The sequence below is a fragment of the Nocardia sp. NPDC058666 genome (assembly GCF_042714895.1).
GTDB lineage: Bacteria > Actinomycetota > Actinomycetes > Mycobacteriales > Mycobacteriaceae > Nocardia.
The window spans coordinates 1,316,387-1,335,990 of the sequence record NZ_JBHXRY010000001.1 but is presented as its reverse complement, the minus strand read 5'-3'; the positions used below and the strand labels follow the sequence as shown (position 1 = coordinate 1,335,990).

At 68.1% G+C, this 19,604-nt stretch carries 19 protein-coding genes; 5 read left to right on the top strand and 14 right to left on the bottom strand.

The annotated features are described in order from the left end of the window. Positions 1 to 53: 53 nt before the first annotated feature. Together ACFWVD_RS06080 and ACFWVD_RS06075 are read right to left on the bottom strand one after the other, a co-directional pair. Positions 54 to 1,031 carry a TerC family protein gene (locus ACFWVD_RS06080; RefSeq protein ID WP_379240834.1) on the bottom strand — a complete coding sequence of 326 codons (978 nt, stop codon included), beginning with the start codon at positions 1,029 to 1,031 and terminating at the stop codon, positions 54 to 56. A 151-nt stretch (positions 1,032 to 1,182) separates the two neighbouring features. Next, positions 1,183 to 3,717 carry a DNA translocase FtsK gene (locus ACFWVD_RS06075; RefSeq protein WP_379240833.1) on the bottom strand — a complete coding sequence of 845 codons (2,535 nt, stop codon included), beginning with the start codon at positions 3,715 to 3,717 and terminating at the stop codon, positions 1,183 to 1,185. A 283-nt stretch (positions 3,718 to 4,000) separates the two neighbouring features. Here ACFWVD_RS06075 and ACFWVD_RS06070 point away from each other — a divergent pair, with 283 nt between their 5' ends. Together ACFWVD_RS06070 and ACFWVD_RS06065 are read left to right on the top strand one after the other, a co-directional pair. Further along, positions 4,001 to 4,393, top strand: a complete 393-nt coding sequence (locus tag ACFWVD_RS06070; protein ID WP_379240832.1) for a DUF4189 domain-containing protein — start codon at positions 4,001 to 4,003, stop codon at positions 4,391 to 4,393. A gap of 61 nt (positions 4,394 to 4,454) precedes the next feature. Further along, positions 4,455 to 5,000: a hypothetical protein gene (locus ACFWVD_RS06065; protein WP_379240831.1), complete on the top strand. Its 546-nt coding sequence runs from the start codon at positions 4,455 to 4,457 to the stop codon at positions 4,998 to 5,000. Positions 5,001 to 5,138: 138 nt separating this feature from the next. On the opposite strand, the gene ACFWVD_RS06060 is transcribed toward ACFWVD_RS06065, so the two are convergent. Beyond that, positions 5,139 to 7,247, bottom strand: coding sequence for a ribonuclease J (locus ACFWVD_RS06060; protein WP_379240830.1), 2,109 nt, complete (start codon positions 7,245 to 7,247; stop codon positions 5,139 to 5,141). Continuing rightward, positions 7,244 to 8,152 carry a 4-hydroxy-tetrahydrodipicolinate synthase gene (dapA, locus tag ACFWVD_RS06055; protein WP_379240829.1) on the bottom strand — a complete coding sequence of 303 codons (909 nt, stop codon included), beginning with the start codon at positions 8,150 to 8,152 and terminating at the stop codon, positions 7,244 to 7,246. The genes ACFWVD_RS06060 and dapA overlap by 4 nt, the downstream gene beginning before the upstream one ends. Before the next feature lie 114 nt (positions 8,153 to 8,266). Between dapA and ACFWVD_RS06050 the strand changes: the two genes are divergently transcribed. Beyond that, entirely contained in the window at positions 8,267 to 8,713 is a 447-nt protein-coding gene (locus ACFWVD_RS06050; protein ID WP_379240828.1) for a hypothetical protein, read from the top strand. A gap of 10 nt (positions 8,714 to 8,723) precedes the next feature. Here the strand turns inward: ACFWVD_RS06050 and ACFWVD_RS06045 are convergent, their stop codons facing one another. The 8 genes from ACFWVD_RS06045 to ACFWVD_RS06010 form a co-directional block, all read right to left on the bottom strand. Beyond that, positions 8,724 to 9,923, bottom strand: coding sequence for a winged helix-turn-helix domain-containing protein (locus ACFWVD_RS06045; protein ID WP_379240827.1), 1,200 nt, complete (start codon positions 9,921 to 9,923; stop codon positions 8,724 to 8,726). Between the two features lie 40 nt (positions 9,924 to 9,963). Beyond that, a complete protein-coding gene (locus ACFWVD_RS06040; protein WP_379240826.1) occupies positions 9,964 to 10,989 on the bottom strand; it encodes a hypothetical protein in 1,026 nt (341 codons plus the stop codon). Next, positions 10,989 to 12,203, bottom strand: a complete 1,215-nt coding sequence (locus ACFWVD_RS06035; RefSeq protein ID WP_379240825.1) for a sensor histidine kinase — start codon at positions 12,201 to 12,203, stop codon at positions 10,989 to 10,991. Before ACFWVD_RS06035 ends, ACFWVD_RS06040 begins: the two co-directional genes overlap by 1 nt. Beyond that, positions 12,200 to 12,865 (bottom strand): response regulator, encoded by a 666-nt coding sequence (locus tag ACFWVD_RS06030; RefSeq protein WP_379240824.1) that lies wholly within the window; start codon positions 12,863 to 12,865, stop codon positions 12,200 to 12,202. Before ACFWVD_RS06030 ends, ACFWVD_RS06035 begins: the two co-directional genes overlap by 4 nt. A gap of 114 nt (positions 12,866 to 12,979) precedes the next feature. Continuing rightward, positions 12,980 to 13,432, bottom strand: coding sequence for a flavodoxin family protein (locus ACFWVD_RS06025; RefSeq protein ID WP_379240823.1), 453 nt, complete (start codon positions 13,430 to 13,432; stop codon positions 12,980 to 12,982). Between the two features lie 6 nt (positions 13,433 to 13,438). Then, positions 13,439 to 13,936 (bottom strand): hypothetical protein, encoded by a 498-nt coding sequence (locus tag ACFWVD_RS06020; RefSeq protein ID WP_379240822.1) that lies wholly within the window; start codon positions 13,934 to 13,936, stop codon positions 13,439 to 13,441. After that, the gene (gene dapB, locus ACFWVD_RS06015) at positions 13,933 to 14,679 is read right to left on the bottom strand and encodes a 4-hydroxy-tetrahydrodipicolinate reductase (RefSeq protein WP_379240821.1); all 747 of its coding nucleotides are present in this window, start codon (positions 14,677 to 14,679) and stop codon (positions 13,933 to 13,935) included. Before dapB ends, ACFWVD_RS06020 begins: the two co-directional genes overlap by 4 nt. A gap of 227 nt (positions 14,680 to 14,906) precedes the next feature. Further along, positions 14,907 to 16,013: an alcohol dehydrogenase catalytic domain-containing protein gene (locus tag ACFWVD_RS06010; RefSeq protein ID WP_379240820.1), complete on the bottom strand. Its 1,107-nt coding sequence runs from the start codon at positions 16,011 to 16,013 to the stop codon at positions 14,907 to 14,909. Between the two features lie 134 nt (positions 16,014 to 16,147). On the opposite strand from ACFWVD_RS06010, the gene ACFWVD_RS06005 reads away from it, so the two are divergent. Then, positions 16,148 to 16,543, top strand: coding sequence for a VOC family protein (locus ACFWVD_RS06005; protein WP_379240990.1), 396 nt, complete (start codon positions 16,148 to 16,150; stop codon positions 16,541 to 16,543). Between the two features lie 43 nt (positions 16,544 to 16,586). Here ACFWVD_RS06005 and ACFWVD_RS06000 read toward each other — a convergent pair whose 3' ends face one another. Then, positions 16,587 to 17,780: an MFS transporter gene (locus ACFWVD_RS06000; RefSeq protein ID WP_379240989.1), complete on the bottom strand. Its 1,194-nt coding sequence runs from the start codon at positions 17,778 to 17,780 to the stop codon at positions 16,587 to 16,589. Positions 17,781 to 17,887: 107 nt separating this feature from the next. On the opposite strand from ACFWVD_RS06000, the gene ACFWVD_RS05995 reads away from it, so the two are divergent. Continuing rightward, on the top strand, positions 17,888 to 18,220 hold the full coding sequence (locus ACFWVD_RS05995) for an ArsR/SmtB family transcription factor (RefSeq protein ID WP_379240819.1): 333 nt from the start codon (positions 17,888 to 17,890) through the stop codon (positions 18,218 to 18,220). Position 18,221: 1 nt separating this feature from the next. Here ACFWVD_RS05995 and ACFWVD_RS05990 read toward each other — a convergent pair whose 3' ends face one another. Next, positions 18,222 to 19,553 carry a M16 family metallopeptidase gene (locus ACFWVD_RS05990; protein WP_379240988.1) on the bottom strand — a complete coding sequence of 444 codons (1,332 nt, stop codon included), beginning with the start codon at positions 19,551 to 19,553 and terminating at the stop codon, positions 18,222 to 18,224. Positions 19,554 to 19,604 lie beyond the last annotated feature (51 nt).

Genomic DNA, 19,604 nt, shown 5'->3' with positions numbered 1-19,604 from the left:
ACCCACGGACACAGCACTGCCCGGAACCGCTGCGGTTCCGGGCAGTGTCGTTTTCAGGCGTTGGTGCGGCGTGTCCGCAGCAGACTGGCCACCGTCGCGATCACCAGGATGCCGATGATCACGCCCAGCGACATCGGAGTGGAGATCTCCGGCACGCTCACGTGCTCACCGCCGTTGATGAACGACAGCGTGTTCTCGTGCAACGCGTGCAACACCAGCTTGATGCCGATGAACGCCAGAATCGCGGCCAACCCGTACGACAGGTAGACCAGGCGATCCAGCAGCCCGCCGATGAGGAAGTACAGCTGACGCAGACCCATCAGCGCGAAGGCGTTGGCGGTGAACACCAGGTACGGCTGTTCGGTGAGGCCGTAAATGGCCGGGATGGAGTCCAGCGCGAACAGCAGGTCCGCGAAGCCGATCGCCAGCAGCGCCAGCAGCAGCGGGGTCACCACGCGTTTGCCGTCGATGCGGGTGATCAGTTTGTCGCCGTCGTACTGGTCGGTGGTGGGCAGGATCCGTTTGGCCAGCGACACGATGTAACTGTCACGTTCCTTCTCGTGTTCGACCTCGTGCCCGCTCTCGCGCAGCAGTTTCACCGCGGTGTAGATCAGGAACGCGCCGAACAGGTAGAACACCCAGCTGTACGCGCTGATCGCGGCCGCGCCGATCGCGATGAACACCCCGCGCATCACCAGCGCCAGCACGATGCCGATCAACAGCACCTTCTGCTGGTACATCCGCGGCACGGCGAACGTGCTCATGATGATGAGGAAGATGAACAGGTTGTCTACCGACAGTGCCTTCTCGGTGACGAAACCGGCGTAGTACTCCCCGGCGTACGTGCCGCCCCATTTCCAGGCCACGATCAGGCCGAACAGCAGCGCCAGGCTGATGTAGACCGCGGACCAGATGCCCGATTCCTTGAAGGTGGGCTCGTGCGGGGTGCGCACGTGTGCGAAGAAGTCGAAGACGAACAGGCCGAGGATCACCAGTCCCGTGATCACCCACTCGAGCGTGGTCACCTGCATGTGGTGGTCCGATCGATGAAGTTCATGTCGTCCATCATGCCCGAATTGTCCGTTTCAGTCGCCTTTGCGGAACGTTCGCTCGCCATGATTTCACACACAGCTGTCACCACCGGCGGATGCCCCGTCGGCGATGCGCGAAACCGCCGTGCGTCTACTCGTCGTCGGACGCGCCCGGATCGCCGCCACGAATGGACCACAGCAGCCCGTCGAGCTCGTCGGGCTTGATCAGCACATCGCGCGCCTTGGAACCCTCGCTGGGACCCACCACGCCGCGCGTCTCCATCAGGTCCATCAACCGGCCCGCCTTGGCGAACCCGACCCGCAGCTTGCGCTGCAACATCGACGTCGACCCGAACTGCGAGGTGACCACCAGCTCCACGGCCTGCAACAACACGTCCATGTCGTCGCCGATATCGGGATCGACGTCCTTGACCTCGCCCGCCTTGGCGGCGGTGACGCCCTCCTGGTACTCGGGTTCGGCCTGGGTCTTGCTGAATTCCACGACCGCCTGGATCTCCTCATCGGAGATGAACGCGCCCTGCAGGCGGGTCGGCTTGCCCTGACCCATCGGCAGGAACAGGCCGTCGCCCATGCCGATCAGTTTCTCCGCACCCGGCTGATCGAGGATGACCCGGGAATCGGTGAGCGAGGAGGTGGCGAAGGCCAGGCGCGAGGGCACGTTGGTCTTGATCAGGCCGGTCACCACGTCCACCGAGGGGCGCTGGGTGGCCAACACCAGGTGGATGCCGGCCGCACGCGCCTTCTGGGTGATGCGCACGATCGCGTCCTCGACGTCACGCGGGGCGGTCATCATCAGGTCGGCGAGCTCGTCGACGATGGCCAGGATGTACGGGTACGGCCGGTAGACGCGTTCGCTGCCCAGCGGGGCAGTAATCTTGCCCGAGCGCACGTTCTTGTTGAAGTCGTCGATGTGCCGGACCTTGTTGGCCTGCATGTCCTGGTAGCGCTGTTCCATCTCCTCCACCAGCCAGGCCAGCGCCGCGGCGGCCTTCTTCGGCTGGGTGATGATGGGCGTGATCAGGTGCGGAATGCCCTCGTACGGGGTCAGTTCCACCATCTTCGGGTCGATCAGGATCATCCTGACCTCTTCGGGCGTGGCCCGGTGCAGTAGCGAGATCAGCATCGAGTTCACGAAACTGGACTTACCCGAACCGGTCGAACCGGCCACGAGCAAGTGCGGCATCTTGGCCAGGTTCGCCGAGACGAACTCGCCCTCGATGTTCTTGCCCAGGCCGATGACCAGCGGATGGTGGTCGTTGCGCGTGTGCGGCGACTTGAGCACGTCGGCCAGGCGCACCAATTCGCGGTCGGCGTTGGGCACTTCGATGCCCACGGCCGATTTGCCGGGGATGGGCGCGAGCAGTCGCACGTTCTCGGTGGCCACGGCGTAGGCCAGGTTGCGGGCCAGCGCGGTGATCTTCTCGACCTTCACGCCGGGGCCCAGTTCCACCTCGTACCGGGTGACCGTGGGGCCACGCACGAAGCCGGTGACCGCGGCGTCGATCTTGAACTGCACCAGCACCTCGGTGATGGCCTCGATCATCGATTCGTTGGCCGCGGACCGTTTCTTGGGCGGGTCGCCGTCCAGCAGCAGCGTCAGCGGGGGCAGCGTGTAGTCGCCGTCGACGACGCGATCGGTGACGAACTCCGGTTCCGGCGGCGGCGGTGGGGTCTGGTCGACGACCGGCGCGACCACCGGACGCTTGCGCGCCGGTTTCGGCGCCGGGGCCGGTGCGGGGGGTTCCTCGATCGGCTTGGCGTCGCGCAACGGCGGTTCGCCCATCGCCTCCGACCCGAACAGGTCGGGCTCGTGTTCGTCGGCGGCGGCGCGTCGACGAGTTCGGTTGCGGTGCACCGGGAGTCCGTCGGCGTCAAAGTTGTCCGGGCCGTAAGGGTCACTGTCGTCGGCATATTCGCCGAGACCGAAGTACTCACGCAGCTTCGACGGCACCTCGCGCACTGTGGTCCCGGTGAGCAACAGCACGCCGAACATGATGGCCAGCAACAGGATCGGCAACGCCAGCCAGGGGGTCAGGCCCTGTCCCAGCGGTCCACCGATCGCGTAACCCAGCGCGCCCGCGGCCCGCGAACGCCCGTGCGCGTCGCTGGGCGACCCGGCGGCCAGATGCCACAGCCCCAGCACGGGCAGCACCACGAGCAACCCGCCCAGCACCAGCCGCGGCCGGATCTCCGGATGCGGTTCGGTGCGCATGAGCACCACCGCCAACGCCACGAACAGCAACGGCGCCACCGCGGCCGCCGATCCCGCGATCGCACGCACCACGTCTTCGAGGAAACGACCCACCGGACCACCCGCGGACAGCCACACCGCGGCGGCGATGATCGCGCTCAACGCGATCAAGGCCAACCCGATGCCGTCGCGCCGGTGTCCGTGATCGAGCTCGCCGGCCCGGCTCAGCGTGCGGGTGGTGGCGCCCAGTCCGCGCGCCAACATGGTCCAGCCGCTACCGATCCCGCGGCCGATCACCGCCAGCGGGGCGGTGTTGGATGCGCGTTTGACCGGCCTGCGAGCCGGGGTCGTGCGGCCACGCGGGGCTGCGGTGGCTCGCGGTGTCGCCGAACGAGACCGCGACGCCGGGTTCTGCCCCCTGGTCGATCCCGCCCGCGCACGAGAGGTCGTGGTGCTGCGGGACTTACCTGCCATGGACATCAGGCTAGCCGCTCGAGCACCTCCGAGACCATCCGCAACACAGGTCCCACCCGGGTGCGCACGGCGATCAGCGATGGAGGCGCAGGTCGCAGCGCCCCGGTCAGCGCGGGGAAATGTCGCGTGGAAGCGCGTTTCGCCGGGCCCGACTTACGGAATCCTTGCTGATCTCCTACATTTCGGCCGTTCGCGCCCGCTTCCACTGGCGCCCGAGATGTCCGACTCGGTACGTTGTCACCGGTCGATCGGGTCGAGGACCCGAGATGTCGAAGGGGAACAAGTGAACAGAGTTTTGACCGGCGCGATGGTCATGATCGTGACCGTGTGTGCCTTGCTGGCCGGAAATATCAGTCCCGCGCACGCGCAGGCCGACAACTACGGCGCACTGGCGCTGTCGCGCAACGGCGCATCCAGCATCACCGCCAACTACGACAGCTACGCCGAGGCCGAGACCGCGGCCATCGCCAGTTGCCAGCGCAACGGTGGCGGTCCCGGCTGCGATGTGAAGGTCTCGTGGCGCAACGGCTGCGCGGCACTGGCGGAATCGCGCCGCTCGTACAGCTGGGCGTCGGCGCCGTCGCTGCGCGCGGCCAAGCGCAACGCGATCAACGCCAACCGTGGCGCGGGTGCGGTGATCATCAACTGGAACTGCACCGCCGGCTACGAGGTGTAGCAGCTCCAGTGCCGTTGCGGCACTTTCTATTTCGCAAGCCATATCTCTTTTGGGGAGTTCAGTGAACAACCGCATGTTCAACACGGTGGCCGCTGTGACGCTGGCCGTCGCCGCACTCGGCGTCACCGCCTGCAGCAGCAACGAGCCGTCCGCGTCCGCACCGACCACCACCGCCGGCGCGGGTTTCGGGGACGGTAAGAAGGTGGACGGCACCCAGGACGGTGACGCCCCGATGACCACCCCGCGGCCGAACCTGCCCGCACCCACGGTCGACGAGCTCAACGCCCGCCTGGACAAGGCGCTGGCCGGACAGCTCACCGCCGAGGAGAAGGCCACCTTCATCGAGGACGCCGACCGCGACCCGAACCTGGTCGACAAGTTCGTCGAGGCGGCCAAGACCAACAAGGTCAAGGCCAAGATCACCGCCGTGGAAGCCCCGGTCGACGGGAAGCTCAAGGCGCCCGCCGATGTCACCATCGACGGTGAGCCGGTGCAGGGCGCCTCGGTGGAATTCGTGGCGGCCGAAGGCGGCTGGCGCGTGTCGCACGTGTTCACGTGCACGATCGTGAAGTCGGCCAAGCTCGACACCGCGGCCTGCCAGCAGTAACCCGGCGTAATCGACCACTTCGACGCCCGAAAGTCGCAGAACCGGCTTTTGCGAGCCGAATTGGTCGATTACGCCGGATGACAGACGAAAACCGCCGAGCGACAGTGTCGCCCGGCGGTTTTCGTGTCTATCGGTGAGCTAGACGGCCACGACCGTCGGCACGATCATCGGGCGACGACGGTAGACGTCGGCGACCCAGCGACCGACCACGCGGCGCACACCCTGCGCGATCCGGTGCGCGTCGGTGATGCCCTCGCCGGCCAGGCGCAGCAGCTCCGCCTCGACCAGTTCGGCGGCGCCGTCGAGCGCTTTCGCGTCGTCGGAGAAGCCGCGCCCGTTGATCTCGGGCGTGCTGACCGGCTTGCCGGTGGTGGAGTCGATGACGATGGTGATCGAGATGAAACCACCCTCGCCCAGCACCAGACGGTCCGACAGGGTCGACTCGCCGACGTCACCGACCGACAGGCCGTCGACGTAGACGTGCCCGACCGGCACCCGGCCCACGATGGAGGCGATGCCGTCGACCATGTCGACCACCACGCCGTCCTCGGCCAGCATGACCCGCTCCTCGGGCACACCGGTGGCCACGGCCAGCGCGGCGTTGGCGCGCAGGTGGCGCCATTCGCCGTGCACCGGCATGGCGTTGGTGGGACGCAGCGCGTTGTACAGGTACAGCAGCTCACCCGCGGAGGCGTGGCCGGACACGTGCACCTTGGCGTTCTGCTGGGTGATCACGGTCGCGCCCAGGCGGGCCAGGCCGTTGACCACGGCGAACACGGAGTTCTCGTTGCCGGGGATCAGCGACGACGCCAGCACGACCAGGTCGTCGGCGCGGATGTTGATCTGGCGGTGCTCGCCACGCGCCATGCGCGACAGCGCCGACAGCGGCTCGCCCTGCGAACCGGTGGACACCAGCACGATGCGGTTGCCGGGCAGGTTCGCGGCCTGGTCGAGGGTGACCACGACGTTGTCGGGCACGGTCAGGTAGCCCAGGTCCTGCGCGATCTCCATGTTGCGGACCATCGAGCGGCCCACGAAGCACACCTTGCGGTTGTACTTCTGCGCCACGTCCACGACCTGCTGGATGCGGTGCACGTGGCTGGCGAACGAGGCCACGATGACGCGGTTGGTGGCCTTGCCGATGACATTGTCGAGCACGCCACCGATCTCGCGCTCGGGGGTGACGAAGCCGGGAACCTCGGCGTTGGTCGAATCGATCAGCAGCAGGTCCACGCCTTCGTCACCCAGTCGCGAGAAGCCCGCGAGGTCGGTGAGACGGCCGTCCAGGGGCAGCTGGTCGAGCTTGATGTCGCCGGTGTGCAGCACCACGCCGGCACCGGTGCGGATGGCGATGGCCAGCGCGTCGGGGATGGAGTGGTTGACCGCGAAGTACTCGAGCTCGAACGGCCCGTGCACGGTGGTCTCGCCCTCGGTGACCTCGCGCAGCTTGGGCTGCAGGCGGTGCTCACGGCACTTGGCCGCCACCAGCGCGAGGGTGAACTTGGCGCCGATCACCGGGATGTCGGGGCGCAGACGCAACAGGAACGGCAGCGCGCCGATGTGGTCCTCGTGGCCGTGGGTGAGCACGACGGCGACGATGTCGTCCATCCGGTGCTCGATGGGCCCGAAGTCGGGCAGGATCAGGTCCACGCCGGGCTGCTGGTCCTCGGGGAACAGCACGCCGACGTCCACGATCAGCAGCTTGCCGTCGTATTCGAACACGGTCATGTTGCGACCGATTTCGCCGATGCCGCCCAGCGCGAACACGCGCAGACCGTTCTTGGGCAGCTTGGGCGGTGCGCCCAGCTTGTCGTGGGCGGCCTTCTCGCGCGGCTGCGCGACCGGCTGCGAGCCGCGACCGCGACCGCCGCCCTGCTGCCTGCCACGACCGCCGCCGCGGGACTGCTCGGCGGGCTTGCTCTTGGTTTCGGCCGGCTTGCTCTTGGGCTCGGTGGCCGTGGTGGCCGCCTTGCTGCGCGAGCGGCGCGGCGCGGTCTTCTTCTCGGTCACCCGCTCCTCGGCGACGCTGAGCAGGTCGGTGCCCACTTCGGCGGCACCGGCCAGGTTGGCCTCGGCGGTGATCACGGCGATCGGTTCGTCGATGGCCGGTGCGTCCTTGGGTGCCGCCTTGGGGGGCACCACCTTGTTCACCGCGGCTTGCACACTTTCCACGGGTGTCGGTTCGGGCGCGCCTGCCGCACGCGATGCCGAACGGCGACGGGCCTTGCGCGCTACGGGTTCGGTCATGCCGACACCCCCGCGGCCTCTAGATCGAGCATCAGTTCCTCCAGTTGAGCCTGGGTGGGCATGAGCTGGGGCAAACGGGGCTCACCTACGTCGATGCCGAGCAAACGGAGTCCTCCCTTACACATCGCCACACCTCCCAGGCGGGTCATGGCCGCATACAGCGGCAGTAGTGTCGCGTTGATCTCACGCGCTCTGGCCACATCACCAGCGGTGTAGGCCTGGTGGATTTCGCGCAGTCGTTCCGGAACGAGATGTCCGATGACGCTGATGAACCCGACGGCACCGACCGACAGCCAGGGCAGGTTCAGTCCGTCGTCACCGGAGTAGAAATCCAGATCAGTGGTCGCGATGAGATCGGCTCCGGAGACGAGATCGCCCTTGGCATCCTTCACCGCGACGATGTTGGGATGCTCGGCCAGGCGCCGGATCGTGTCGATGGCGATAGGCACCACCGACCTCGGTGGGATGTCGTAGAGCGTGATCGGCAGCGCGGTGGCGTCGGCGACCGCGGTGAAATGCGCGATCAGGCCTTCCTGCGTGGGCCGCGAGTAGTACGGGGTCACCACGAGCAGGCCGTGTGCGCCCGCGTTCTCCGCTGCCCGCGCCAGTTCGATCGAGTGCGCGGTGTCGTAAGTACCCGCACCCGCGACCACGGTGGCGCGGTCGCCGACGCCGTCCACGACCGCCCGCAGCAGGTCGGCCTTCTCTGTTTCACTGGTGGTCGGGGACTCACCGGTGGTGCCCGAGATGATCAGCAGGTCGACACCACGGTCGACCAGGTGTGCCGCCAGTGCGACACCGGCATCGACGTCGAGCTTGCCCGCAGCGCTGAAGGGGGTCACCATCGCGACACCGACCGTGCCGGACGCGCGCAGCTGGATTGGCGTCGATTCACCGTTCGTCATGGTCACAAAGGCTACCCGGTCGCCGGTGTGGCGCCGACACCCTAGCGCCCGAAGCGGCTGCCGGTGGCGGGCTTTGGCCTTGCGTGATGTCACATATGACGTCACACTGATGTCATGGATCTCAATGCTCATACCGCGCGGTTGCGCGAGGAACTGATCGCCGCCGCGGCACTGGGCGACGAGAAAACGCAGGCCACCGCCGCTGCCCTGGCCGCCGCGGTGGAAAGTTCCACGCGCCTGGTGTTGCTGTCGGCGCTGTCGGAACTGGCCGCCGAGATCAGTACCGAACTCGGTGACCGCACCGTGCACGTGCGACTCGAGGGCACCGACGCGGTGGCCGACGTGCGCAAGAACACGCCGTCCGGTGATGACGAACCACCGACTTTCGAGGAGATGACCGGCGATATCAGCCGGGTGACCTTGCGTCTGGTCGAGCAGTTGAAGTCCAAAGCCGAGGAGGCGGCCCAGCAGAACGGTCAGTCGTTGAACTCGTGGCTGTCGGGTGCGGTCAGTGGCGCGTTGAAGGATCAGATGCGTGGGTACGGCGGTAAGGGTTGGTGATCTCCCCCGATCACAGCAGCGGGGCGAGGTCTCCACGGTCGCCGATAACGACTTCGTCGAGTTCGAGCCAGTCGGCCATGTCGCGCAGCGCCTCGCGTAATGCACGCGCGGTGTCGGCGGTGGCGTGACCGGGTTCGGCGAAGGCGGCGGGGGCCAGTAATCGGCCGGTGGCGCGTTCGGCGCGCAGATCCACCCGGCCTACGAGCTGGCCGTCGAGCAGGATCGGGAACACGTAGTAGCCGTGCACCCGCTTGGGTTCGGGCGTGTAGATCTCGATCCGGTAGTGGAAGTCGAAGACCCGCTGGGTGCGCGGACGGAAGAAGATCAGCGGATCGAACGGGCACAGCAGCGCGGTCCCGGTGATCCGACGCGGCGTGCTCGCCTCCGGGTGCAGGTAGGCGGGGGCGTCCCAGCCGTCGACCTGCACCGGTAACAGTTCGCCCGCGTCGACCAGATCCGCGATCGCGGGCGCGCTCTGCCGTTTGGCCAGCCGGTAGTAGTCGCGCAGGTCGGCCTCGGTGCCGATGCCCAGCGCGCGACTGGATCGGCGGATCAACTCGCGCACCGCATCGTCTTCGCTGACCTCACGGCCGAGCACATCAGCGGGAACGACCCGTTCGGTGAGGTCGTAGTGCCGGGTGAAACCGACCCGGCGCGCGGTGGACAACTCCCCCGCCGCGAACAGCTGTTCGCAGATCATCTTGGTATCGCTGAGGTTCCACCACGTCCCCTTCGCCCGCGGCTTGTCCAGTTCCAGATGCTTCTCGATCTCCCCCGCACTCGCGGCGCCGACCTCGGTGACGACATCGAGAATGTCCTTGCCCAGCGTCGGATTTCGGTCCACGACCTTGCGCATCCCCGCCCAGCGCCCGTGCTGGTACTCGGTCATGCGCCAGCGCATCAGCGGCCAGTCCGAGACCGGGATCAGCGCGGCCTCGTGCGCCCAGTACTCCACCAGCCCGCGCCTAGCCTTGGCACTGTCGCTCCAGGCGGCGTTGTCGAGCAGGGTGCGATCGTAGGGTCCGATCCGGCTGAACACCGGCGCGTAGTGCGCGCGCACCACCGCCGAGACCGAATCTATTTGCAGCAGACGGGTTCTGGCGACCACGTCGAGCACGGCCCGTCGACCGGGGTTGGTTGGTCGTCGCTTACCGAATCCCTGCGCGGCCAGTGCCGTTCGCCGGGCCTGCGCCGCATTCATCCGCTGCATGACCCCAGCCTGACACAGGGGTACGACAGAAAATCGGGCCTCAGGTGGAGACGCTGACCTGCCCCGCGGTGTCGATCTCGGTGCGGCGATCCCCGGTCGGCGCGGCGGCCAGCACGGTGGCCACCCAGCGCCTGCCCACCGGCAACACCCGCACGGTCACCGAACCGGCCGCGGCCATGTCGAGTTCGTCGACCGCGGCCGAAATCGCTTGGTGGCGTACCCATTCCGGCACGCCGATGAACCCGCCGTCGTCGAGCAACGTGACCTCGACCCCGCGCGATCGGGCGCCGCGCGCGGCGGCGCTGAGCCGGTCGGTGACCAGTTGCGGTGCGCGCAACCCGTCGCGCAGTTCGGCTTCGAGCAACCGGCACTGTTCGCGTTCGCTGTCGGTGAGTTCGATGCCGGCGGCGATGCGGGTCAGCAGCGGTCCGGCCACCCGGTCCAGCGCGCCCAGTTGACGATCCCGTTCGGCGGTGGCCGCGGCCAGCGCCGCCTCGGTGGCCGCGCGCCGGTTGGCGTCGCTACGCAGTTCCCGCAGCGACGCCTGCGTCGGGCGCACGATCGACATGAACACCGTCACCGCGCCGACCGTGGCCACCGGAGTCATCGCGCGCACCACGGTTTCGGCATGCCAGGAGGTGAACACCCCCATCGTGATCAGCACGGTCGCCGCCGTCGCCACCCCCAACCAGGCCGACGCGATCCGCCCGCGCAGCACCAACATCGCCAGCAGGTACGACGTGGGATAGGCGGTCCACAGCTGCTGGGAGAACCCCGAGGGATTGGTGACCCACGGCAGGGTCAGCGCCATCGCCGCAGGTCCGGCGCACGCCACGAACGCCGTGGCGGGCCAGGGCAGCGGGTCCACCGGGAACACCAGCACCACCATGGCGGCGGCGGCCATCAGCAGCAGCGCGGTGCCCGCGGCCAGCGGCGGCGCGAAGTCGAAGTTCACCCGCAGGTACATCACGATGGTGGCTTCGAAGATGACTACGAACAGCCAGGCGGTGCCGTCGCTGAGCCCGAACAGGTCGCGCATCGCGAACGGCAGATCACGGTCGACCATCAGCTCCCCCACACCAGCGTCACCACGGTTCCCGTGCCGGGAGCCGATTCCACGAAGGCCGCGCCGCCCGCCAGTGCGCGCATGCGGCCCAGGATGCTGCCCGCGATGCCCATCCGGTCGACCGGGACTCGGGCGGGGTCGAAGCCCGCGCCGTCGTCGGACAGCACCACCCGGATGCCGCCGGTCGCGATGGTCACCGACACCCCACGCCGGACGGTATGACCGGCGACGTCGGCGTGCCGCACGCTGTTGCGCACCGCTTCGGCCAGCGCCGCGCCCAATACCTGGGCGGCCTCGAGCGGCAGTCGCAGATCGGCCGCCTGTCGCGAGGACACCTGCACCGCGACCTCGGGTGCCACGTCGTGCACCGCCTCGCGCAGGAAGTCGATGGTCGCGGCGGCGTCGAGGTGGTCGATCTCGGGCGCGGTCCGCGACAGCTCGAGCTGTTCGAGGGTGCGCGCGGCCTGATTGCGCAGCACCGACGAAGACTGTTGCGCGCGTGAGGCTTCCAGCAGGGTCGACAGCACCGCGTCGTGGATCAGTGCCGCGAACCGCGCGCCTTCACGTTCGCGTGCCGAGGTCGCCGCGACCGCCGCCGCCCGCGCGCGTTGCCGCACCGCTTCCCGGTCGACCCGTTCCGCGGCGGCGCGCGCGTACACCGCGCACCACAGGAACAGCGCGGCCACACCGATCCCGCGGGTGATGTCGCCGAACAGCGCCCACACCGAACTGTCCGGCACGACAAGGGCATTGGCCACACTGGTGCCCACCGCGAGCAGCGCTCCGTAGCCCGCCGCGGTGCGCCGCGACCACGCCAGTCCCGCCGCCAGCACGCCCACGGCCAGCCCGCGATAGGGCCAGGACGCGAACGAACCGATGTGCACCACCGAGTACACCAGCGGCGTGGCCAGGGTGGCCGCGAGATAGCAGACCGCGGCCGCGGCGGCGGTGCGCCGGATCGACTCGACCGGTCCGCGCGCCGACACGATCGCCAGCGCCCCGAACATCAGATAGGCGGCGATCAGATGCACTTCCGGCCAGCTCGACAGGTCCAACGGCTGGACCAGCACCGCGGGCAGTTCCAGCACCATCACGATCATCGCGCCGGTCCCGGTCACCACGCCGAGCCTGCGCAGGATCTGATCGGTGGCCGCGCGGGACAGTTCGGCGTCGGCTTCCGGTGCGGGCGCCGTCGCGACCGCGAGGTCGGTCACGTGCGCTGCTGCCTTTCCGGCACGGGTAGCCACCCGTCCTCGACGGCCCGTTTGTACAGATCGGTCTTGGTCGGCGCGGGACGGCCCGCGTCGGAGTACTTCTGCCGGATCCGGCCGAGGTAGTCGTTGACGGTCTGTTCCGACAGCCCGGTCAGCCGCGCCACCCGCGAGGCCTTCTCCCCCGACGCGTACAGCATCAGCACTTCCTCCTGCCGCGGGCTCAGGCCGACATCGGACAGTTTCGGATCACCGTCGATGGCGGCGGCCCAGTCGGTGGTCACCACCTGTTCCCCCGACGCCGCCCGGCGCACCGCCGCGACCACCGTGGCCACGCTCTCGGACTTGCGCAGCACCCCCAGCACCCCCGCTTTGGCCGCGGAGCGAACCAGGAAGGCGTTGTCGGCGCCGGTGAACACCAGCACCTCGATGCCCTGTTCGTGCAGCGCGTTCACATTGTCCTCGGGCGTCGACCCGTCGGGCAGCCGCAGATCCAGCACCACCAGGTCAAGGTCGCGGGTCTGCGCGAGCAGTTCTGACACGGACTCCGCCACCGCCACCAGCTCCAGGTCGGGTTCGGGGCCGAGCATGGCCGCCAGCCCGATCGCCACCGACTCGTGGTCCTCCACCAGTCCGACCCGTCGCACTGCGCGCAACTCGCTCACCGACCAACTCCCTGTTCGAACACCCACCGCGGCCAGCCCGCAACACGTCAGGCTCGAGTTCTACCGCATGGCGGGCCCGCGTGTCAGCCCACCAAAATTCGGGGCGAGGCCGCTCTAGTGCATCAGACCAGCGGCAACAGTGGCACCCAGTTCCCAGCATTGCTCCAGATCAGCCTTGGTGGGCGGCCCGGAAACCACGACCGCGGCCGCGGCACGCTGCCACCCCAAACCGGTGGTGATCCGCTCGACGCTGCTCTCCGCGCCTTCGGTGCCCTCGTTCCCGTGCAGGTACAGGCCGTAGGGCCGCCCGCGCGTGGAGTCCAGGCAGGGGTAGTAGATGGTGTCGAAGGCGTGTTTGAGGGCGCCGCTCATGTAGCCGAGGTTGGCCGGGGTGCCGAGCAGGTAGCCGTCGGCTTCGAGTACGTCCACCGCAGTGACCGCCAGCGCTGCCCGACGCACCACTTCGACCCCTTCGATCTCCGGGTCACTGGCACCGGCGAGGACCGCTTCGAACATCGCCTGGGTGTGCGGCGAGGGGGTGTGGTGGATGATCAGCAACCGGGCCATGGCTGTCTACTCTCCGGGTTGGCGTTCCAGTTTTTCCAGGGCCACCGCGCGGCGCATGGTGTCGCGGGCGCGGCCTCGGTCGCCGGCGTAGTCGTAGGCGCGGGCCAGTCGGTAGGAGGAGCGCCAGTTGTCGGGGTCGGCTTCCCATTCGGTTTTGATCTGGGCGAACAGGGCGTCGGCGGCGTCGCGTTGGATTCGACCCGAGGGGCGGCGTGGTAGTTCCGAGGTGTCGACCTCGAGCCCTTCCTCGTGGATGCGCTTGGCCAGCCGCTGGTGGCCGAACGCCGCGCTGAGAGTCGCCCACAGGATCCAGATGCCGACCACGGGCAGCAGCAGCATGCCGATGCCGAGGGCGAGGCCCGCGAACCCGTGGTTGACGATGTAGGTGATCGCCAGGCCGCCGAGTCGGATGAAGTAGTACAGCAGCGCCACGACCATGAAGGCAACCACCGCAACGGTTTTCATGACCTGACGGTCGGGCCGCTGATCGGCGGAGTCGCTCATAGATCCAGGAACGGGTCGAGCCCGACGGTCAGACCCGGCCGTTTGCCGATCTCACGCACGCCCAGCAGCACGCCCGGCGCGAACGAGGAACGGTCGATCGAGTCGTGGCGGATGGTCAGCGTCTCGCCCTGCGTGCCGAACAGCACTTCCTGATGCGCGACCAGACCCGCCAGGCGCACCGAATGCACCCGCACCCCGTCGACGTCGGCGCCGCGAGCACCCTCGAGTTCGGCGGTCGTGGCGTCGGGGCTGATCCCCACCCCCGCTTCGGCACGGGCCGCGGCGATCACCGCGGCGGTGCGGTAGGCGGTGCCCGAGGGCGCGTCGGCCTTGTTCGGGTGGTGCAGTTCGATCACTTCGACCGAGTCGAAGAACCGAGCGGCCTGTTCGGCGAACCGCATCGACAGCACCGCGCCGATGGCGAAGTTCGGCGCGATCAGCACCCCCACCTCGGGATGCTGGGCCAGCTGCTCGCTGACCTGCGCCAAACGGGCCTCGTCGAAGCCGGTGGTGCCGACAACCGCGTGGATGCCGTTCTCGATGAGGAACTTCAGGTTCCCCATCACCACGTCGGGGTGGGTGAAATCGACGACCACTTGGGTGCCCGTGTCGGTGAACGTCTCGAGCGCGTCACCCTTGTCGACCTGCGCGACCAGCTCCAGATCGGGCGCCGCCTCCACGGCCGCGCAGATCGCCTGCCCGACCTTGCCGTGTGCTCCGAGCACTCCGACCCGAATGGTCACCCGCATCTCCTCGTCCTCGACTCCACTTGCTCGCCGAAAGCCTATCGACCAGCCGCCCCCACCCCCGCCCCGACCTCGCCCCGACCTCGAATCACCACGACCTGGTCAGTTGATCACCACGCTCTGGTCGTGTGATTTCGGCGGAAAGAACACCACAGGAGCGTGGTGATCAATGGTCCAGGTCGTGCTGGCGATGCGGCACGCCGGGGGCGTGGGTGAGTCGGCGGTTAGTTGAAGATGATCAGCTGGCGTAGGGCCGCGCCTGCCGCGAGGTCGTCCATCGCCTGGTTCACCTGGTCGAGGCCGATCCGCGCGGACACCAGGCGTTCCAGTGGCAGTTTGCGCGCACGCCACATCCGCACGTATTCGGGAATGTCACGGTCGGGGACGGCCGAGCCGAGGTAGCTGCCGATGATGGTGCGGCCCTGCGCGACCAGGGCCAGCGGGGAGATCGTCGCGGTGGCGGTGGGCGCGGGCAGGCCGACGGTCACGGTGACACCGCCGGGAGCCGTTGCGGCAACAGCGGTTTCGAACGCGCGAATATTGCCCGCCGCCTCGACCACCACATCGGCCACCACCTTCTGTTCCGCGACTTCAGCGGGAGTGAAAGCCGCTGTCGCTCCGAATTCACGTGCGAGCGCGAGCTTTTCGGGCACCGTGTCGACCGCGATCACCTCACCCAACCCCAGCGACACCGCCACGAGCACCGCCGCCATCCCGACCCCACCCAGCCCGACAACCATGATCCGGTCTCCCACACCAGGTTTCGCCGCATTCAGCAACGCGCCACCCCCGGTGAGCACCGCGCACCCCAGCACCGCAGCCACCTCGGGCGGCACATCATCGTCGACCGGAACCACCGAACGCCGGTCCACTACCGCGTGCGTGGCGAAACCGGAAACCCCCAGGTGATGCTGGATTTCCGCACCGTCACGGGTCAACCGCCGCCCGCCGCCCAGCAGCTCACCCGCATTATTGGCCACACTGCCCGGCCCACACGGTGTCCGCCCGTTGCTCGCGCAGCCCGAACACTCGCCACAGCGCGGCAGGAACGTCATCACCACCCGCTGCCCAGGCGTCACATCGGTGACCTGCGAGCCCACCGATTCCACGATCCCCGCGGCCTCGTGCCCCAGCAGCATCGGCACCGGTCGCACCCGATTACCGTCCACCACAGACAGATCCGAGTGACACAGCCCCGCGGCCTCGATCCGCACCAGCAGTTCGCCCGGTCCCGGTTCGCGCAGTTCCAGGTCGCACACGGTGATCGGCTGCGAATCGGCGAACGGCGCCGGGTCGGCGATCCGTTCCAGGACGGCTCCACGAATCTTCATGGCCGCGACGGTACCGCGAGCACCCTTTACAGGGTCCGGGATCTGTGGCTAATCTCGATCTCGGTGATGGTGCTCCTGTCGGCCGCCTCGTACCGAGCCCAGGGTCGGTGCCATCACGAACAAGGAGAAATCCCCTGTCAGTGCAGTTCAATCACACCATTGTCGGATGTCACGATAATCGGGAGACCGCCGAGTTCTGGGCGGACATCCTCGGGTTGGACGTAGGAAAACAGTGGGGGCCGTTCATTCCGATCGCCCTCGACCACGGCGCGGCCTTCGATTTCGCGAAGGTCCCACCGCACACGTCCGAGATCCAGCCGCAGCACTATGCCTTCCTCGTCTCCGAGGAGGAGTTCGATGCGGCCTACGCCAAGATCCAGCGCTACAAACTGGACCATTGGGCCGACCCCCAGCAGCACGGGGTCAACGAGATCAACCATCACGACGGCGGCCGCGGGGTCTATTTCCTCGACCCCAACGGCCACTTCCTGGAACTGATCACCGTCCCGTACGGCGGTTGGCCCACGTAGAACCAGCCAGGCCGGTCCCACTCAACAAGGGACCGGCCTGCACCTACGCCAGTTTCGCGGCGGCGCGCGTCCCGCGCATACCCAACACCGCGGCGACCACGCAGGCCACCGACACGATCACGATGAACCACGGGAACACCGTCGTCAGCCCCCAGGTGGTGGCCGCCCACCCCGCCACCAAGGTCGGCAACGCCAGCGCCGAATAGGCCAGCAGGTAGAACGCCGACATGGTCTCGCCGCGGCGATGCGGCGGCACCACTTCCGACAGGTGCCGCAGCGATCCACCGAAACCGAGCCCGAAGGTGGCGCCCAGGATCACGCCCGCCGCGATCACCACCGCGGGCTGTTTCGTGGCCAGCGCGGGAATGGTGGCCAGCAGCGACACGGCCATGCCGAGGTCACCGATCACCGCGGCCCGTCGCGCGGGAACGCGCGTGGCGAACAACTGCGACAGCGCCGCGGCCAGCGCCGTGCTGGCGACGACAACACCACCGAAGACCAGGTTGTGCACGCCGGTCTCGGCCGCGGCCAGCGACGGGTACAGCGACAGCAGCACGCCCAGCACCGACCAGGCGGCCATCACCCCGATCGCGGAGAACCAGAAATCGGCCTTGATCTCGTGTGGAACAGACGGCCGGGCGATGGTGATGCGCGCCTTCACCCGCGCGGTGTGCGGCTCACGCAGCGCGAGAATGCCCGCACCGGCGGCGATACACACCACCGCGATCACCACATACGGTGTGCGCAGCGGCGACGGCGCGTACTGCGCGAGCACTGCGGTACCGAGCACCGCGACCGCGATGCCGACATTGAACGCCACCCCGGTCAGCTGCCCGGACCGCGCGCCACGCTCGGGTCGCAGATCCAGCAGCGCCGCCGCACCGGCGACCACGGTGGCGCCGACCGCGGCCCCGTGTAATGCCCTGGCCAGCAACAACATCGGCACCGAATCGGCAAGAAGGAACACCACCAGACCCACGATCATGGTCGCGAACGCACCGATCATCACGGGCTTGCGGCCGACCACATCGGAGATCCGACCCGACACCAGCACCGCGCCCAACGCGGCGAAGGCGTACACGGCGAACACCACGGTGGTGGTCAGCGGCGACAGGTGCCACTGGGTTTCATAGATGCCGTACAGCGGAGCGGGCGCACCCGACACCCCCAGCGCCACGGCGCTCGCGGCCAGGATCAGGCCGTACGCCCAGCGCTGGCCGGCCTCGGCCACAGGCATCGTTGTCGCTGCCACAGCAGTCTCCATCAGCAGAGTTTGATCACCATCGAACGTGTCCCAGATTACGCCGAGTATGATGCCCATCAAACCCCTGAGCGAGGTGAATCATGACACAGGCTAACGATCTGCCGACGCCGGTGGCGGCGTTACCCGTCGTTCTGGGCGCCCTGCACGACCCGGTCCGCTTGGAAATGGTCCGCCGCCTGAGCAACGCGGCCGCCCCGATCCGGTGCGCGGCACTGTACGACGCGATCAACAAGTCCACCGCGACGCATCACTTCAAGATCCTGCGCGAAGCCGGGCTGATCGAACGTCTGACCATCGACGGCCAGACCTACCAGAACCTGCGCACGGCCGCGATCGAGCAGGCCGTTCCCGGCCTGCTCCCCTCGATCGTCAACGCTGCCAACCGGGCCGAACCCAGCCTTTCGGCCGAATAACTCAGCCCTGCACAAGCTTTCGCACGGAAGCGGGCAGGTCGCGCGTGCGCTGATACGGGCCCGACACGGCCGCGCCGTAGGGACGAGACAGCAGCGTGCGGGCGATCGCGCTGACTTCCTCGGTGGTGACGGCGTCGATGCGAGCCAGGGTGGCCGACACGCTGCGATGGTTGCCGTAGCTGAGTTCGCTGCGCCCGATCCGGTTCATCCGCGACGCGGAGTCCTCGAGCCCGAGCACCAGCCCGCCGCGCAAAGATCCCTTGGCCCTGGCACATTCGGCGTCGGTGACCCCGTTGGCCGCGACCTCGTCGAGCACGTCGCGCGCCAAAGTGGTGACCTGGCCGAGGTTTTCGGGTTGGCAGCCCAGCGACACCGAGAACGACCCGGTATCGGCGAAGGTGTCCACGCTCGAATACACCGAGTAGGCCAGGCCGCGTTCTTCCCGAATGCGTTGGAACAGACGCGAACTCAGCCCGCCGCCGACGATGGTGTTGAGGATCGACAGCGGCCAGCGCTGCTGCCCCTCGTGCCTGCCGAACGCGCGCACACCGAAGGCGAGGTGGGTCTGTTCGCTGTCGCGATTGATCCTGATCAGACCGGGCGCGCCCTGTGCGCGGAACTTGCCTTCGCGACGCGGCGCGGGTTGGGCGGCACTGTCGAGGTGAGGTCCGAACGCGCGCTGCACCAGTTCGACCACCCGCTCGTGTTCGACATTGCCCGCCACCGCCACGACCATGCGTTCGGGCCGGTAGCGGCGCTGGTGGAAGCCGCGCAGCTGGGCGGCCTGCATGTCCTCGATGGATTCGACGCTGCCGATCACCGGGCGGCCGATGGGGTGGTCGCCGAACATGGCGGTGAGGAAGGAGTCCGCGACCAGGTCTTCGGGGTCGTCGTCGCGCATGGCGATCTCTTCCAGGACCACCTGCCGTTCCACGTCGACGTCGACCGCGCGGCACAGGCCGTTGAGCACCACGTCGGAGACCAGGTCGACCGCCAGTGGCAGGTCCTCGTCGATGACGTGGGCGTAGTAGCAGGTCTGCTCTTTGGCGGTGAACGCGTTGAGTTCGCCGCCGACCGCGTCCATGGACTGTGCGATATCCAGTGCGGTGCGGGTGGGGGTCGCCTTGAACAGCAGGTGTTCGAGGAAGTGCGCGGCGCCCGCGACGGTGGGGCCTTCGTCGCGCGAACCGACGCCGACCCACACGCCGATGGAGGCGGAGCGCACGCCGGGCACGTGTTCGGTGACCACGCGCAGGCCGCCGGGGAGCACGGTGCGGCGCACTCCACCGTCGGTGGAGACGTCGTCAGCGGGTTCGGTACTGGACTCGGTCAACTTAGGCTTCGTCACCCGATTCCACCGGACGGCTGTACTGGCATGGTTTCT

Coding starts and splice junctions, on each gene's coding strand:
- ACFWVD_RS06080 (WP_379240834.1), bottom strand. CDS start 1,031: ATGCAGGTGACCACGCTCGAGTGGGTGATCACGGGACTGGTGATCCTC.
- ACFWVD_RS06075 (WP_379240833.1), bottom strand. CDS start 3,717: ATGGCAGGTAAGTCCCGCAGCACCACGACCTCTCGTGCGCGGGCGGGA.
- ACFWVD_RS06060 (WP_379240830.1), bottom strand. CDS start 7,247: ATGACCGAACCCGTAGCGCGCAAGGCCCGTCGCCGTTCGGCATCGCGT.
- dapA (WP_379240829.1), bottom strand. CDS start 8,152: ATGACGAACGGTGAATCGACGCCAATCCAGCTGCGCGCGTCCGGCACG.
- ACFWVD_RS06050 (WP_379240828.1), top strand. CDS start 8,267: ATGGATCTCAATGCTCATACCGCGCGGTTGCGCGAGGAACTGATCGCC.
- ACFWVD_RS06045 (WP_379240827.1), bottom strand. CDS start 9,923: ATGCAGCGGATGAATGCGGCGCAGGCCCGGCGAACGGCACTGGCCGCG.
- ACFWVD_RS06040 (WP_379240826.1), bottom strand. CDS start 10,989: ATGGTCGACCGTGATCTGCCGTTCGCGATGCGCGACCTGTTCGGGCTC.
- ACFWVD_RS06025 (WP_379240823.1), bottom strand. CDS start 13,432: ATGGCCCGGTTGCTGATCATCCACCACACCCCCTCGCCGCACACCCAG.
- ACFWVD_RS06020 (WP_379240822.1), bottom strand. CDS start 13,936: ATGAGCGACTCCGCCGATCAGCGGCCCGACCGTCAGGTCATGAAAACC.
- ACFWVD_RS06010 (WP_379240820.1), bottom strand. CDS start 16,013: ATGAAGATTCGTGGAGCCGTCCTGGAACGGATCGCCGACCCGGCGCCG.
- ACFWVD_RS06000 (WP_379240989.1), bottom strand. CDS start 17,780: ATGCCTGTGGCCGAGGCCGGCCAGCGCTGGGCGTACGGCCTGATCCTG.
- ACFWVD_RS05995 (WP_379240819.1), top strand. CDS start 17,888: ATGACACAGGCTAACGATCTGCCGACGCCGGTGGCGGCGTTACCCGTC.